The sequence below is a fragment of the Leptotrichia hongkongensis genome (assembly GCF_007990635.1).
GTDB classification, from domain to species: Bacteria; Fusobacteriota; Fusobacteriia; order Fusobacteriales; family Leptotrichiaceae; genus Leptotrichia; species Leptotrichia hongkongensis.
Map to the genome: position 1 here is coordinate 566,544 of NZ_AP019846.1, position 15,598 is coordinate 582,141.

Consider the following 15,598-nt stretch of genomic DNA (forward strand, 5'->3'; position numbering starts at 1 on the left):
AATGAGTAGTGGAAATAATAATTCAGAAATTTCGATAGAAAATGTAAGTTTTAGCTATGATAATTCCCAAAAAAAGATAATAGATGGCTTAAATATAAATATAAAGAAAGGCGAATTTGTTGGGCTTCTTGGTGCAAATGGGAGTGGAAAATCGACGCTTTTGAAAATGATTATGAAATATTTTCCTATAGAAACTGGGAATATTGAAATTTCTGACAAAAATATCAGTTTGTATAGTCCTAAGGAAATGGCAAAAATAATAAGTTTTGTTCCTCAAAAGTCGGCTTTGAATATGCCGATAAATGTAATCGAAATGGTTTATATGGGACGTACACCACATATTAAGAATAAGTGGACTGGGTTTGATAAGGAAGATGAGCGGAAGGTAAATGAGATTTTGGAAAAGTTGCGACTTGAAAAATTTAGGGACAGATCGATTTTTTCACTTTCAGGTGGAGAATTTCAGCGTGTTCTGCTGGCAAGGGCATTGGTGCAGGAAACGAGGATTATTTTACTGGATGAGCCGACTTCTGCATTGGATATGAATTATGCTCTTGAAATTATGAAGCTTACATCGGATTTTGTGAAGGAGAAAAAGATTACGGCTGTGATGGTTTTACACGATCTGAATCTAGCTTCGATGTATTGTGATAATGTGATGTTTTTAAAGGATGGAAAAATTGCATATTCAGGGAGTCCAAAGGAGCTTTACAAAAAGGAGATTTTTTCTGAAATTTATGGATTTGAATGTGAAATTGTGGAAAATAGCGGATTTTTGTATGTAATACCTAAAAAAATTTAATAGGAAAGGATTGGAAAAATGAAAAAAATAATAAGAAATTCTTTTTATTTGGCATTGCTAATTATTTCAATGTTTATAATTTCTTGTGCAAAGAAAAATGCTGGAAATGGTAAAAAGGAGGAAAATAAAGAATATAATAGGATTGTTGTGCTGGATCCTGCGACTGTTGAAATGATTTATATGCTTGGAGCAGAAGATAAAATCGTGGGAGTTGCTAATTTGGAGCGTTCAAAGGTGTGGCCTGAAGAAAAGGTTGCAAAACTTGAGAGTGTGGGAACTTTTATGAAGCCATCGCTTGAAAAAATAATTGCCCTAAAGCCTGATTTGGTTATAATGTCAGCTCTTACAGATGACAACCTTAATAATGGGCTTAAATCAAATAACATTGAAGCAAAAAGAATTCAGGCAAATTCGATAGAAGAAATATTTACCAATTTTATGGAAGTAGCAAAAATGCTGGGGAAAGAAAATGAAGCAAATAAAATAATTGCTGAAAAAAGAGCAAAGCTGGAAGAAATTAAAAAGATGGCAGCAATCAATAAAAAAGGGCTGTTTGTTATGTCAGCTTCACCGCTTATGGTGTTTGGAAACGATAATTTACCAAATGATATAATGAAATTGTTGAATATTAAGAATATCGCAGAAAATCAGAAGGGGAGAAATCCAATTGTAACACCTGAATTTATAATGAAGGAAAATCCAGACATTATAATTACGTTATTACCAAACCCAGCTCAAATTGTGGCTACAAATCCACAGTTAAAAAACGTAAATGCAATAAAAAATAACAAATTTATTGTTGTAAATTCATCACAGATTTTAAGAGGTTCACCAAGAACTATTGATCAGATTGAAGAAATTACAAAAGCAGTTACAAAGTAATATTCTGAGGAAAATTTATTAAATTAAAATAGAAGGAGTAAAGAAATGGATATAAGCATAGAAAGAATTTTGGATCATATGAATAACGATCATGGGGATGTTTTGCCTTTGTATGTAAGGCATTTTTGCAAGAGAGAAGATGTGAAGGAAGCAAAACTGATTGATGTGAATGAAGAGGGGATGACTTTGCTTGTGAACGGCAATGAGAGAGTTCGGATTAAATTTACGAAAAAAATTGATTTTAAAGGAATCCATCTGGAAATGATAAAGATGGCAAAGATTGCAAGAAGAGCCTTGAATGTTCCTGCACCTGAGCATTATAAGGATAAAGGGCATCAGGAAGAAGAAAAAATGAAAATGGAAATAAGTGATTTTATTGGAAATTTCAAATCGGTTATAATTGGAACTGTGTCGGAAGAAGGGGAGCCGAATGCAAGTTATGCACCATTTTTTAAATATCATGGGGACAGTTATATGTATATTAATGAAACAGAAGTCTATTTTGAAAATTTTAAGAAAAATAGGAAAGCAAGTTTGCTGTTTATTCAGGATGAAGGGCAGGCAATGGTGGCGTCAATGCGACAAAGAGTTACATACAATACAGAAATTCAATTTTTAGAAAAAAATGATTACTATAACGAAATTTTAGATGAATTTCAAAAAAATGACTTTTCAATACAAATGACTAGAAATGTGCCAGTTTTTCATTTGGTAAGGGCAAAATTGGCAAGTGGAAGATATGTGAAAGGGCCTAGACAGGCTTTTGACATCACAAAGGACAGAAGAATCGTGGGAGTTACGCTGGGAACGTTGGAAAACAGCTGAAAAGAAATGCCAAAGGAAATGCGAAAAGGTAAAATTTCAGAGCCAAATCTAGAGGAGCAGGGAATTTTTGCAAAGAGATTTAAGTCACATAATGATTCGGCAGGGATTGTGTCAGATTATTTTCGGAAAAATAAGAAATTTGGAACAGAAGAAGAGTTGCTGGAAAGAATGGAGAAACCTGCGGAAAATGAACTTGGAACAATTTACGTCCATACTCCATACTGCGATAAAATCTGTTCATTTTGCAACTTGAATCGAAAGCAGATTGACAATGATTTGGAAGATTACACAAGTTTTCTTGTCTCAGAGTTTGAAAAATACGGAAAGACGCCTTATATGAAAAGTAAAAAAATAAATGTAATTTTCTTTGGCGGTGGAACGCCAACTATTTATAAGGAGCATCAGCTGGAACGAATTTTAAAGGCTATAAATGATAACTTTACGTTAACAGACGACTGTGAATTTACACTTGAAACAACATTGCACAACTTGAATCCAAAGAAAATAAAAATTCTGGAAAAAGGTGGAGTAAATCGGCTAAGTGTTGGAATTCAGACTTTTTCTGACAGAGGAAGGAAGATTCTGAACAGGACTTTTTTAAAGGAAGAAACTGTAAAAAGGTTGAAAAATCTTAAAGAAAGTTTTAGTGGAATGGTTTGTACTGATATAATTTACAATTATCCCGATGAAACGGTTGAGGAGGTGCTGGAAGATGCGAGAATTGTTAAGGAGCTTAAAATTGACAGCACAAGTTTTTATTCACTTATGATTTATGAAGGCTCTCAAATGTCTAAGGATATACGAAATAACACGCTGGAGCTGAATTATGAACTGGAAAAAGACTTTGAACTGCATGACGCTTTTCTTAAAAGTATGCTTGAAAGTGGAGATTATGAAGTGATGGAGCATACAAAGATTGTTAGAAAAGGAAGAGATGAGTATAGGTATATAAGAAACACACATCAGGGAAAGGATATTCTGCCGATTGGAGTGGGTGCAGGCGGTAAAATTGATAATTTTGAAATTTTTAGATTGAGTCAGGACAAGGCATTTTATGCAATTTCTTCAGATGAAAATGAGAAGAAAATGAAAAGGATAAGCGGAATTTTACAATATCCAGAAGTTTATTTTGACAAATTAAAAGAATATGTTTCAGATGAAATGTTTGATGAGATTTATAAGATTTTTGAAAATTTTGAAAAAAAAGGATACTTGAAAATTTATGACACTCACACAGAACTCACTCCAGAAGGAATTTTCTGGGGAAACAACATAAGTGCGACAATATTAAAAAAATGTTTAGGAGGTGCAAAAGATGTCAAGTCTAGTAGTCTTTTCCACATCAACAGGAAACACAAAAAAAATAGCTGATGCCATTTTTTCAGCCTTAAAGGATACAAATAAAAAAATAGTGGATGTGAATGAAATAAATAAAGTAAATGTCAATAAATTTGACAAAATTATTATTGGAGGCTGGATTGATAAAGGAGAAATTGATGAAAAAGCCAAAGAATTTGTGACTAAGCTAAAAAATAAAAAACTTGGACTTTTTGTAACAATGGGTGGAAATCCAGAAACAGACAGAGCAAAAAACTGCTTTCAGGAAATAAAAAAATCATTGGAAAAAAATGGAAACATTGTAGAAAAAACATTTGTATGTCAAGGTGCAATTGATCCTGATCTAATAAATAAATTTCGTAAAATGACAAAACAAGGTATAGCGGGGCCTTTTGCAGCAACTCCAGAAAGAGAAGCCAGATGGGCAGAAGCGGCAAAACATCCAGACGAAAAGGATATTGAAAATGCTAAGAGAATATTTGGAGGATTGTAAAATTAAGAATAAAAATAAGGGGGGGAAATTGTGAAAATAATTTATGTAATTGCAGGATTACTGGCAGTAGCGTTGGGATTTGTAGGAGCTTTTCTGCCAGGGTTGCCGACGACACCATTTTTATTATTAGCTAGCTTCTGCTTTGCAAAAGGCTCAAGGCGATTTGACAGATGGTTCAAATCAACAAAGCTGTATAAAAACTATCTGGAAGACTTTGAAAAAAATAAAAGTATGAGTTTAAAAGCCAAAATAGGAATATTACTTTTTTCAAGCGGAATGATGCTATTTCCAATAATTAAATTTAGTAATCCTTATGTAAGAAGCGCATTTGTTTTGCTGGAAGTTTTTAAATATTACTATTTTATTTTTAAAATAAAAACAAAATTTTAAGACAAGTGAAACAAATGTCTTTCCTTTGCATCCTTAACTTGTTTGATGCTATTTTTATTATATTTTTCATTTCATAAAGTCATTATAAATTCAAATAAAAGTTGTAGTCTAGTCGTAGGCGCAGGATTTGTGGCAATAAGCATTCCTGAGAAAACTAAATAAAGAAAAAATTTAAAAATTATAAAAAATATTTATTAGTAATGATTACTTGATATATTTCAAATAAAAATAATACTTAAGAATAAATTTTTTTTAAAATATGATATAATAACAAAAAAAATTAGTAAACAAAAATTGGGGAAAATAAAGAGATGAAAAATTATTTAAAAGGTATAAATCAAAGACTTGGAAATATTTTTATAAATGTTCGGACTTTGGAGGAATTGGAAAAAAAGACAAAAAGTGTGGTAAATGAAGAGGAGAATGTATTTGAGTACAATCAGAATGTTAAAAAAGTTAATGATTTTATAAAAAAGGGAGAATTTAAAAGGGCGAGAAGTGTTTTGGAAGAGATGAAGGGGCTTCATCGGATGGGGTACTATGAGCTTGGGAAGTATTATTATTTTTGTGAGAGGGATTTGAGCAAGGCAGAGAGCAATTTGTATATTGCATTTGAAAATGGGATTATAAAGGCTGGATATTGTTTAGGTCTGTTAGAGGAAAAGAGCGGAAATATAAACTTGGCTAGAAACTGGTATGTTACCAGTTTTAATTTTTCTGAGAAGTCTGTTATGAAGCTGTTTTATTTTGCGATAAGAGAACAAAATTTCTGGGCAATAGATGGATATTTTTATTATTTGTTGCAATACGGCGAGAGTGCTAAAAATCTGTATGAATTTGCCAAATATTATTTTTGGAGAAATGATGCTGAAAAAATAAAGGAAATTCAGAATAAACTGCTGAATGAAAGCCAGATTTTGTATTTAACAAAAGAAATTTTATATAATGTCGAATGTATGCTCGGAGATGAAAAGAGCAGGGAATACATAAAGTTTGTGGAAAATGCTAAAAATCTTGAAAAATTGGGTGAAGTTGAGAAAGCGGAGAAATTTTATAAAAAATCCGTTGAATACAACGAATATGGAAATGTAGAAATAGCTAAATTTTATGGAAAATTCGCAGAATCTGATAAATATAAAAAGTTAAAAGAAATTTTTAAAAATAATTTTTTAAGAGAAATACGTTCAGAAGTATCTTATCAGCTTGGAAAGTACAGTGAACATCAAAACAATCTTTACGATGCGATAAACTGGTACGAAATATCTGCAAAAAATGAGAATTATAAATCTTTCTATAAACTTTCAAAATTACAAAATCCAAAATTTTCTGAAACAGAAACAAATTTACAGGATAACTATTTTAAATATCTAAAAAGCTCTGCAGATTTAGGATATGGACTAGCAATGATTGAAGTGGCACTTGATTCTCATTTGAACAGTCTGGAAAGTTTTGAGATGGCAGAGAAGATTTTGACACAGAATAATATTTTTGAACTGACAAAGGCAATAATGAATAAGGCAAAAATGATTTATTTTGGAAATGAAATTAGGGAAGTTCTAGAAATAAATTACGAAGAGTAGAATGCAAATACCATAAAAATACTGTTTGAAAATGAGAAAAAAAGAAAATCTAATATTTTCAAATAATTAAAATATAATTTTCACTTTTTAAACAGAGTCTACCATAAACTAATCCGTCGGAGCATTTGGTATTAAGATTATTTTTAAAATTATTATTACTTAAAATAGAAAAAACCGTTTTAAATGAATTAATCAAATAAGACGGTTTTTTGTTATTTATTATAAAATATACTCAAACCTATTTAAAATTAAACTACTAAAAATTATATAAATTTAGTGTTTGAGTAAAATAGTCATAACTTTTGAGTTTAGTTTTAAAGCAGTTTTACTATATATTTAAATTTTAGTCTTTTTTTATAACAGGCTTTAATGCTCCTAATATAAGAGCTGAAATGATACTTCCAATAATAACTGCTACTAAGTACAATAAGAAGTTATTGCTTAATACCATTACTAAAATTCCACCATGTGGGGCAGGTATTTTTATGTTGAATAAACCTGTTAATCCTCCTGCAATTGCTGAACCTACAACACTTGCTGGAATAATTGTTTTCGGATCTGCCGCCGCATAAGGAATTGCACCTTCTGTAATAAATGATAATCCCATTACATAATTTGACAGTCCAGCTTCTCTTTCCTGTTCAGTAAATTTATTTTTAAATAATGTAGATGCTAATGCAATTGCGATAGGTGGCACCATTCCTCCAGCCATAACTGCCGCCATTGGAATACTTCCACCAGAAGACAATGTTGCTGCCAGAGAACCTACACCAAATACATAAGCTGCTTTATTTACAGGACCTCCCATATCTATTGCCATCATTCCGCCTAAAATCAATCCTAGCAATGCCGCGCTTGCTCCACTCATTGAAGTAAGCCAGTTATTTAATCCTGTATTTATTATTGAAACTATCGGATTTAATACTAAAACCATACCTAGACCTGTCATTAAAACAGATAAAACAGGATAAAACAAGATCATTTTTAATCCATTTAATGATTTTGGCAAGTTTGCTAATGCTTTTACTAAAAATTTAACTACATAACCAGCTAAGAAACCTCCAGCTAACGCTCCTAAGAAACCTGAACCTCCAGCTTTTGCCATTGCTCCTGCAACTAATCCTGCTGTAAGCCCTGCTCTTTCACTTATGCTGTATGCTATATATCCTCCTAGAACAGGTATAAATAAATCAAATGCAACGCCTCCAATTTGAACTTTCAGTATATATGCTAATGTTGTAATTGAACCGTAAATCTGTCTAGGGTCATCAGTATTTACAGATTTAGCAAGACTTTCTGCATTTCCTTTTCCTGCCAAGGTATCAACCAAAAATGCCAACGCAATCAATATTCCTCCACTTATTACTAATGGAAGCATATAAGAAACTCCGCTTAATAAGTGTTTGTAAAGTCCTTTTTTTTCAGATGAAGATGATTCAGAAGAAGCTGTAGAAGAACCACTTGCATGGAAAATAGGCGCTTTTCCATCTAAGACTTGCTGAATTAATGCTTTTGCGTTGTTAATACCTTCCTTTGCCTCCACTTGAATTAATGGTTTACCATCAAATCTGTTAACTTCAATATTTCTGTTAATTGCTAAAATTACACCAGTTGCTTTTTTTATATCTTCATCAGTTAAGACATTTTTTCTACCGTCAGCACCATTTGTTTCAACTTTTATGGTTACTCCCATTTCATCAGCAGCTTTTTTTAATGCTTCTGCAGCCATGTAAGTGTGAGCAATTCCAGTTGGGCAGGCTGTTGCTGCGATTATATAAGGAGCATTTTCATCAGATGAAGTCTGTACAGGTACTTCTTCCTTCTTTTCTTCCTCTGCAAATTTCTCTGCTTCAGCCTTATTAATAGTATCCAATACTTCATCAGCAGTTTTTGCATTTTCTAGTGCCGCTTTAAAATCATCATCCAGCAATAACTGTGATAATCTTGCAAGTGTTTCGATATGAGTATTGTTCGCACCATCTGGAGCTGCAATCATAAAGAATAATGTGGCAGGTTCTCCATCCAATGAATCATAGTCGATTCCTTCAGGTTTTCTTCCCATAGCAAGTGCAGGTTCTTTTACAAACTCTGTTTTTGCATGTGGAATTGCAATTCCTTCCCCAATTCCAGTTGAACTTTGCTCTTCTCTTGCCATCAACGCTTTGACATAGCCGTCATAGTCATTTAAGACACCTGTTTTTTCATGCAGTTTTGCAAGTTCTTTAATAACATCTACTTTATTTGTAGATTGTACATCTAGTTTTATTCTATCTTTAATCAGTAAATCTGATATTTTCATTCTTATACCGTCCTTATGAGTTTATTTTGTTGTGAGATAATACATATGTGACAAGAATATACAAAAAAAGAAAGGTTTCTGATATAATGTAAATCTACCAAACCACATTAAGGAGAAACCTTTCATATGAGTAGTATATCAGAAATATACCGTGTTCGTCAACGGGCAATTGAGTATGCAATAAAACATAATAATAATTCAAAGGCAGCAGTGAAGTATAAGACATCACGTCAGCAGATAAAACGTTGGAGAGACAGATACGACGGAACAGTCCAGTCTCTTCTGCCAAAAAGCAGAAGACCTAAAAGCCACCCAAACCAGCACACGCAAGAAGAAATAGAGCTGGTTATGAAAAAGTACAGGAAATTTGGCTATGAAGGGCTGGCAGAAGTCTATGTTAAAGCAAGAAAGGAAGGCTACAGCCGTACATACGATTCAATGTGCAAGATAATAAGGAAAATGAAGGGCAATGCCAAAGAAAAGCCTAAAAAGCAGCATAAAAGAAAAAGAAAGTTGAACAGGCGAAGTACCCTGGGAAAGAGTGCAGATAGACATAAAATATGTTCCAGAAGAATGCATACAGTTTGGAACACGTGACCAGAAGTATTATCAAATAACAGCATTAGATGAATATACAAGAAAAAGAGTGTTAAGGATAGCAGATGAAAAAAGCACCTATCAGACTGCAAAGTTTCTAGAGAACTTGGAAAGGGAGCTGGGATTTGACATAAAGAAAGTTCAGACAGATAATGGGAAAGAGTTCACAAATTCTGAAAGTGATAAGAAAACACTGTTTGAGCTGAAACTGGAGGAGAAGGGGATAGAGTACGTGACAACCCGTCCATATTCGCCATGGGAGAATGGAAAAGTGGAAAGAAGCCACAGGCTTGACAGCAAGTACTATGCAGACAAGAAATTTAAAAGCAAGGAAGAACTGTTAAGGGCAATAAGGAAATACAATACAAGATACAACAACATATCAAGAAAAGTACTGGGCTTTAAGAGTCCAAATGAAGTATTAAAAGAGTACAAGGAAAATCAGTAGGTTAAAGATACATTAGGAAAGAAATATTTTTTTAATATATTTTTGTAACAAATGTTTGACATCTATACACTTATACCGTCCTTATGAGTTTATTTTTATTTGACATATTTTTTATTCTATCATAGTAAAACCACTTTAAAACTGGATATTTTAGTTTAAGCAGTGTATTTTAAAAAGTTTCTTTTGTAATTTCAATTTCGCTGTATAATTTATTTACTAAATCTTTTTCTGCAAGTCCGTAAGAATAAGCTGTTGCACTTCCTGAAGCGACTGCCAGTTTAAATGAATCTTCTGGAGAAAGCCCTTTCACAAATCCAGCAATAAATCCTGCAACCATAGAATCTCCAGCACCAATCGAGTTGATTAATTGCCCTTTTGGAACGGATGCCTCTAATACGAAATCTTTGTTTACAAGCAATGCTCCTTCGCCACCTCTGGAAAGAATAACATTTTTTACGCCTTTGTCCAAAAAGAATTTACATTTTTCGACAATTTCAGCTTTTGTTTCCAATTTTTCATTAAACATTTCCCTTAGTTCGTGAATATTTGGTTTTACAAAAAGATTGTTGTGAATGTTGTCTTGCAGTAAATTTCCTCTTGTATCAAGTACGATTTCTACATTTGCTTTTATGTTTTCAGATAATTCCTTATAAATTTTGCTGCTGATTGAAGATGGGATACTTCCAGATAGTACAAGGATATCTCCGTCTTTTAAATGGGAAATCTTGTTAGTCAGCTCCTGTAATTTTTCAGATGTAATTTCTGGTGAGACACCGGTAAGTTCTGTTTCTTTGTCATTACCATTAACTTTTACATTGATTCTGGTATTTCCTTCAAGTTCCACAAATTCAGATTTTATGTTGTCTTTTTTTAAATCTCTGACAATAAAATCTCCGACAAATCCAGCCACAAAGCCAATTGCTGTAGATTCTACATCCAGATTTTTCAATACTTTTGAAACATTAATACCTTTTCCTCCAGCCCTATAATTTACTTCGTGAGCAAGGTTTAAATGTTCAGCCTGTAAATCATCTTTCAGATACATGTCATAGTCCAATGCTGGATTCAATGTCAATGTGTAAATCATCATTTTCCTCCTTAAAATTGTATTTGTACTGTATATTTATATCATTTGAGACTAAAAAAGTCAAACAATTTAGAAATATACGTAATAAAAAAATGTAACTAACAGTAAAGTTAATTACATTTTTAATTTAAGTAAATTTAAACGAATTAATGCTTATGTCCGCAACCGCAAGAATGTGAGTGCATATCAATAACCATACGTCCCTGAATTTTTCCTTCTTCCATTTCTTTAAAGATTTCAGGAGCTTCATCAATAGTTCTTGTTTGAACTACTGGAACAACCAATCCTTCTGCTCCAAATTGGAATGCTTCTCTTAAGTCTTCCCTTGTTCCAACAAGTGATCCGATTACTTCGATACCATCTAATACTGTTTTTACGATTGGCAAGTCCATAGTTTCTGATGGAAGTCCAACTGCAACAACTTTACCAGCAGCTCTTACTGAATCAATAGCTTGATTAAATGCAACTTTTGATACAGCAGTAACTACAGCAATATGAGCTCCAATTCCACTTAATTCTTTAATTTTTGCAACAGGATCTTCTTTTTTACCATTTATAATATAGTCAGCTCCAACTTCTTTTGCAAGTGCCAATTTGTCATCGTTTATGTCAACAGCGATTACGTGAGTATTAAATACTTTTTTAGCATATTGAACTGCTAAGTTTCCTAATCCTCCAGCACCATAAATTACTACCCATTGTCCTGGTTGAGGTGTTCCAACTTTTATTGCTTTATAAGTTGTAACTCCTGCACAAGTAATACTGCTTGCTTGAGCTGGATCCAGCCCTTCTGGAACTTTTACTGCATAATCAGCTGTAACTATACATTGTTCAGCCATTCCTCCGTCAGCAGAATATCCTGCGTTTATTACATCTCTACACAAAGTTTCTTGCCCATTGATACAGTATTCGCATCTTCCGCATCCTTCAAAAAACCATGCAATACTTACTCTATCTCCAGGTTTTAGTGATGTTACACCATCAGCAACTTCTCTTACAATTCCAATTCCTTCATGTCCCAAAACTCTTCCAGGAACTTTTCCAAAATCTCCATGAGCCACATGTAAATCAGTATGGCAAACACCGCAATATTCCACGTCAACTAATGCTTCTCCTGCTTTTAGCCCTCTTAATTCTTTTTCTACAACTTCTATTCCAGTTCCTTCTTGATTAACTACTACTGCTTTCATTATACTATTTCCTTTCTGTTTTAAAAATTCATATTAATATATGTGAATATGTTCACATAATAATATATACCCTATAAAATTAAAAAGTCAAATATTTTTTTAATAATTTTTTATTTCAAAAATAATACATAAAAAAGAATTATTTCTAATACTATAAAAATTTAGAAATAATTCTTATATTATATTAACTTCTATTTAAACAGCAAACTTATGACAATATCTTATAACAAAAGATAAAATCTAATATTTTAAAATAATTAAAATATAGTTTATAGTTTTTATTTTTAAACGGGATTTAGTATATTTTTTTATTTAATAAATTCCAAAAATTCTTTTACTTGTTTTTTTAAGGCCTCTTTATGTTCATCAGTAAGAGTTAAAACTCCTGTTTGCCATGCTTCTGCTGGTACAACTAAACCTGTTCCAATTTCCTCCATTGGATTCATACGGATATAAGCAAATAATGTTGAAAGATTCTGTCTTACAAATTTTCCTTCTGTAGAACCTGCAATACTGCTTACAGTTACTGGTTTTCCTGCGATAACTGTTGGTGTCTCTCTATCGAAAGCTACTAATGGACGAGATAACCAGTCTAGTACATTTTTAAGTATGGCAGGGTAAGAGCCGTTGTATTCTGGTGAGACAACCCATAATGCATCTGCTTTTTCAGCTTGGCTACGAATATTTTTGACTGCCTGTGGTGCTGGAAATTCTGTATCTTGTTCTAATAAAGGAACATCTCTGTAATTTAAAAATTCCACATTTACTTCTTTTTTTAATTCTTCTGCAATATAATCTGCAACTGTTTGGTTAAATGAATTTTTTCTAAAAGATCCTACGATTAATAATACTGTTTTTTTTGACATTTTGTTTCCTCCATTTTTTATTGTTCTAAAATTATATTTTAATAACTAAATTTAGTATGTTAAGTAAAAATTTTTGAAAGTCAGGAAAAATGAGTTTATTAAGTATAATTCTAAAATAGATTTTATATGTTTTTAAATTTTCTTAAAATTCTTATTAATTCCTGTTTTTCTTCGGATGAAAGGATACTATAGGTATTTTTTATTTCATTACGGTGTTCAGGTAAAAGAGTTTCAAATAGTTTTTTTCCCTCATCTGTCAAACCTACTAGAAACGCACGCTTATCTGTTGGGCAAGTCTTTTTGTATAACCAGCCTTTCTGTTCCATATTTTTTATAACAACCGTAATATTTCCCGAAGTTGACAGTGCTTTTTCAATAAGTTCACAAACACGCATTTCACCTTTTGTATAAAGCACATCTAGAACACTAAATTGTGAAACAGTAATCCCTTTCTCCCTAAAATCTTTTCCAATTTTATTATTAATACTCTTAACAGCCTTTTGCAATATAATCTGCAAATGAATATCCGAATTTTTTTCCCAGCTTGTATCCATAAACCATATCTCCTTAACAATTTCACTAATTAGTAATTAATTTATTTTATCACTAGTTAGTGATTTTGTCAATATCTTTTTGTATATCCAAATAAAAAGAAAAATAAGTAATGGAATATAATGAAAATAAACTATTAAAAGTAGATAGAAAAATAAAAGTTTAATTATTGGGAAATTCTGAATAATTAAAGATAGTGGTAAAGAGAGAACTAAGTATATTAAGTGCTTAAATTATTGTAAATCAGATTTTAGTGTTTGATCGAAGACAGTAATAAATACTTGTCTAGTTATAATTTTGTTAAAATTAAAATTTTAAATAATAAAATTATGTTCGTCGAAAAAATTATTAGTAAAAAAGATAAAAAAATTGAATAAAATTTTTGTTATAATTTTATTTTTTGAATCTTGACAAAAATAGAAAACAAGCTATACTTTTAGTAGTGTAATAGAGAATAGTAGATAAAAGAGAAATATCTTGGAGGTCAAAATGATATATACGAATTTAAAAGATACTTTGCAAAATAAAAATATTGCTAAAAAAGTTCAGGAATGTATTGAATATACAAATAAAAATTTAGAGGAACTAAAAAAACTTGATGGTGGAGCGTATGATATTGAATTAGACATAAAAATGCATGTAAATACCTACGAAACAGGTACAGCGGAAGATAAAATTATGGAAACTCATCTAAAAAATCTAGATGTACAAATAATGCTTTGTGGAGAGGAATATGTGGCATTTAATACTTCGGATAATATGAAAATTGAGAAAACAGATAAAGAAAAAGATTTAGTTATTTATTCGGGCGATGTTTTATTTAACATTTTGTTAAAAGATGAAGATGTATTAGTGTTGTATCCGAATGATGTACATATGCCAGGATTAAAAGTGAAGGAATCAAAGAAAATAAAAAAACTTGTTTTTAAAGTACCGTTAAATGAACTTTAATTTTTATTTTTAATTAAAACAAATGAAGTTCAGTCTTTATTAGACCTGTTCGATAATTATATTAAATTTGAAATTACAATTAGATAGATATCGCTCTGAAAAGAGTGAGATATCTTAGTTAGAGATAAAAATACAATGTTACCGAACAAGTCTATTATTATTTTCAAATTCTATTTAGATATATCTAACTTATTATCAAATTAAAAAAACTTTTGTTTTAAAGTAATTATTTTTTGGAAAGGAGGGAAAAAAGTGAATGTAAAAAAAATTTTTTCAGATGAGTTACCATCGTGTTATGCAGTTAATCGTATTCAAAAAGATGATAAAGATTATTTGATGGTAGCTTCGGAAGTTGAAAATTCTTGTTTTGCTTATGATGTAAATGATAATTTTTCAAAAAAAGTTGTCTGGGATACTGTAGGTGGAACAATGAGTATTATTCAAGTTCCAGGTACGTTGGATTTCTTGGCAACTCAAAAATTTTATCCAGGTTTCAATTCAAAAGAATGTCAAATTGTTTATGGAAAATATAAAGATGAAAACTGGAAAGTAAAAAAAATCATGGATTTTCCGTATTTGCATAGGTTTGACCTGATAAAACAAAAAGATGGAAAAATATTATTTGTTGGTTGTACGATTGCAAATTCTAAAAAATTTGTTGAAGATTGGTCTGATAAAGGAAAAATTTTTGTTGGCGAATTTGATTTAGATAACGCAAAATTAAAAAATTTGAAAGAATTACCGCTAAGATTGTTAAAAAATCATGGATATTATGAAGTTCAAAAAGAAGGATACTCACTTATTACAGCTGTGGAAGGAATTGTGAAATTAACTTATCCTGAGTATTCTGACACAGAAGACTGGAGACTTGATGTAATTTTTGGCGAAGAAACGAGTGATATTGTTCAAGTTGATTTGGATGGCGACTCTCAAAAGGAAAATGTTATAATTCAAGGATTTCATGGAGATACGCTTAGAGTTTTTAATGAAGATTTTTCAAAGGAATTATATAAATATCCAGAGCCAACAGAATTTGGACATGGTATCTGGGGCGGAAAATTATTCGGGAAAAATGTATTTTTGTATGGTTTTAGAAGTGGAAAAGCTGATTTGTCGCTATTTAGTTATGAAAATGGAAAATTTGTTCAAAATATAATTGAAGAAAAATGTGCATCAAGTAATGCAATAGCCTTTGAAAAAAATGGAAAAGCGTATGTATTTTCGGCAAATAATGGAAATCATAAAGTGACGCTTTATGAGATTTCAGAAATTTAAAATTTTAGTCATAAATAAAAATA

14 protein-coding genes and 1 pseudogene are annotated in these 15,598 nt (G+C 31.3%); 10 read left to right on the plus strand and 5 right to left on the minus strand.

The features are described 5' to 3' along the window. Nucleotide 1 precedes the first annotated feature (1 nt). The 7 genes from FVE75_RS02710 (at nucleotide 2) to FVE75_RS02740 (ending at nucleotide 6,310) form a co-directional block, all read left to right on the plus strand. Nucleotides 2-802: an ABC transporter ATP-binding protein gene (locus tag FVE75_RS02710; RefSeq protein WP_147005100.1), complete on the plus strand. Its 801-nt coding sequence runs from the start codon at nucleotides 2-4 to the stop codon at nucleotides 800-802. A gap of 18 nt (nucleotides 803-820) precedes the next feature. Next, nucleotides 821-1,684, plus strand: a complete 864-nt coding sequence (locus tag FVE75_RS02715; RefSeq protein WP_147005102.1) for an ABC transporter substrate-binding protein — start codon at nucleotides 821-823, stop codon at nucleotides 1,682-1,684. Between the two features lie 45 nt (nucleotides 1,685-1,729). Next, a complete protein-coding gene (locus FVE75_RS02720) occupies nucleotides 1,730-2,509 on the plus strand; it encodes a DUF2470 domain-containing protein (RefSeq protein ID WP_147005104.1) in 780 nt (259 codons plus the stop codon). Between the two features lie 6 nt (nucleotides 2,510-2,515). Then, on the plus strand, nucleotides 2,516-3,880 hold the full coding sequence (locus FVE75_RS02725) for a coproporphyrinogen-III oxidase family protein (RefSeq protein ID WP_147005105.1): 1,365 nt from the start codon (nucleotides 2,516-2,518) through the stop codon (nucleotides 3,878-3,880). Beyond that, the gene (locus FVE75_RS02730) at nucleotides 3,825-4,340 is read left to right on the plus strand and encodes a flavodoxin family protein (protein ID WP_147005107.1); all 516 of its coding nucleotides are present in this window, start codon (nucleotides 3,825-3,827) and stop codon (nucleotides 4,338-4,340) included. The genes FVE75_RS02725 and FVE75_RS02730 overlap by 56 nt, the downstream gene beginning before the upstream one ends. Nucleotides 4,341-4,370: 30 nt before the next feature. Then, the gene (locus FVE75_RS02735) at nucleotides 4,371-4,730 is read left to right on the plus strand and encodes a YbaN family protein (RefSeq protein ID WP_147005110.1); all 360 of its coding nucleotides are present in this window, start codon (nucleotides 4,371-4,373) and stop codon (nucleotides 4,728-4,730) included. 311 nt (nucleotides 4,731-5,041) lie between these two features. Then, the gene (locus tag FVE75_RS02740; RefSeq protein WP_147005111.1) at nucleotides 5,042-6,310 is read left to right on the plus strand and encodes a tetratricopeptide repeat protein; all 1,269 of its coding nucleotides are present in this window, start codon (nucleotides 5,042-5,044) and stop codon (nucleotides 6,308-6,310) included. Between the two features lie 343 nt (nucleotides 6,311-6,653). Here FVE75_RS02740 and FVE75_RS02745 read toward each other — a convergent pair whose 3' ends face one another. Further along, the gene (locus FVE75_RS02745) at nucleotides 6,654-8,609 is read right to left on the minus strand and encodes a PTS fructose transporter subunit IIABC (RefSeq protein ID WP_147005113.1); all 1,956 of its coding nucleotides are present in this window, start codon (nucleotides 8,607-8,609) and stop codon (nucleotides 6,654-6,656) included. Between the two features lie 126 nt (nucleotides 8,610-8,735). Between FVE75_RS02745 and FVE75_RS11910 the strand changes: the two are divergent. Further along, nucleotides 8,736-9,654 (plus strand): annotated as a pseudogene (locus tag FVE75_RS11910) (DDE-type integrase/transposase/recombinase). A 169-nt stretch (nucleotides 9,655-9,823) separates the two neighbouring features. Here FVE75_RS11910 and pfkB read toward each other — a convergent pair. The 4 genes from pfkB to FVE75_RS02770 form a co-directional block, all read right to left on the minus strand. After that, nucleotides 9,824-10,741: a 1-phosphofructokinase gene (gene pfkB, locus FVE75_RS02755; RefSeq protein ID WP_147005115.1), complete on the minus strand. Its 918-nt coding sequence runs from the start codon at nucleotides 10,739-10,741 to the stop codon at nucleotides 9,824-9,826. Between the two features lie 146 nt (nucleotides 10,742-10,887). Continuing rightward, nucleotides 10,888-11,931, minus strand: a complete 1,044-nt coding sequence (gene adhP / locus FVE75_RS02760; protein WP_147005117.1) for an alcohol dehydrogenase AdhP — start codon at nucleotides 11,929-11,931, stop codon at nucleotides 10,888-10,890. A 308-nt stretch (nucleotides 11,932-12,239) separates the two neighbouring features. After that, complete coding sequence (locus FVE75_RS02765) at nucleotides 12,240-12,797, minus strand: NADPH-dependent FMN reductase (protein WP_147005119.1); 558 nt, start codon at nucleotides 12,795-12,797, stop codon at nucleotides 12,240-12,242. A gap of 122 nt (nucleotides 12,798-12,919) precedes the next feature. Continuing rightward, complete coding sequence (locus FVE75_RS02770) at nucleotides 12,920-13,351, minus strand: MarR family winged helix-turn-helix transcriptional regulator (protein WP_147005121.1); 432 nt, start codon at nucleotides 13,349-13,351, stop codon at nucleotides 12,920-12,922. 487 nt (nucleotides 13,352-13,838) lie between these two features. On the opposite strand from FVE75_RS02770, the gene FVE75_RS02775 reads away from it, so the two are divergent. Together FVE75_RS02775 and FVE75_RS02780 are read left to right on the plus strand one after the other, a co-directional pair. Then, nucleotides 13,839-14,300, plus strand: coding sequence for a YhcH/YjgK/YiaL family protein (locus tag FVE75_RS02775; protein WP_147005122.1), 462 nt, complete (start codon nucleotides 13,839-13,841; stop codon nucleotides 14,298-14,300). 252 nt (nucleotides 14,301-14,552) lie between these two features. Then, nucleotides 14,553-15,575 (plus strand): hypothetical protein, encoded by a 1,023-nt coding sequence (locus FVE75_RS02780; RefSeq protein ID WP_147005123.1) that lies wholly within the window; start codon nucleotides 14,553-14,555, stop codon nucleotides 15,573-15,575. The last annotated feature ends 23 nt before the right edge of the window (nucleotides 15,576-15,598 follow it).

Excerpts from the sequence above, each read along its gene's own strand:
- FVE75_RS02710 (WP_147005100.1), top strand. The coding sequence starts at position 2 with ATGAGTAGTGGAAATAATAATTCAGAAATTTCGATAGAAAATGTAAGT.
- FVE75_RS02715 (WP_147005102.1), top strand. The coding sequence starts at position 821 with ATGAAAAAAATAATAAGAAATTCTTTTTATTTGGCATTGCTAATTATT.
- FVE75_RS02720 (WP_147005104.1), top strand. The coding sequence starts at position 1,730 with ATGGATATAAGCATAGAAAGAATTTTGGATCATATGAATAACGATCAT.
- FVE75_RS02725 (WP_147005105.1), top strand. The coding sequence starts at position 2,516 with ATGCCAAAGGAAATGCGAAAAGGTAAAATTTCAGAGCCAAATCTAGAG.
- FVE75_RS02730 (WP_147005107.1), top strand. The coding sequence starts at position 3,825 with ATGTCAAGTCTAGTAGTCTTTTCCACATCAACAGGAAACACAAAAAAA.
- FVE75_RS02740 (WP_147005111.1), top strand. The coding sequence starts at position 5,042 with ATGAAAAATTATTTAAAAGGTATAAATCAAAGACTTGGAAATATTTTT.
- FVE75_RS02745 (WP_147005113.1), bottom strand. The coding sequence starts at position 8,609 with ATGAAAATATCAGATTTACTGATTAAAGATAGAATAAAACTAGATGTA.
- pfkB (WP_147005115.1), bottom strand. The coding sequence starts at position 10,741 with ATGATTTACACATTGACATTGAATCCAGCATTGGACTATGACATGTAT.
- adhP (WP_147005117.1), bottom strand. The coding sequence starts at position 11,931 with ATGAAAGCAGTAGTAGTTAATCAAGAAGGAACTGGAATAGAAGTTGTA.
- FVE75_RS02765 (WP_147005119.1), bottom strand. The coding sequence starts at position 12,797 with ATGTCAAAAAAAACAGTATTATTAATCGTAGGATCTTTTAGAAAAAAT.
- FVE75_RS02770 (WP_147005121.1), bottom strand. The coding sequence starts at position 13,351 with ATGGATACAAGCTGGGAAAAAAATTCGGATATTCATTTGCAGATTATA.
- FVE75_RS02775 (WP_147005122.1), top strand. The coding sequence starts at position 13,839 with ATGATATATACGAATTTAAAAGATACTTTGCAAAATAAAAATATTGCT.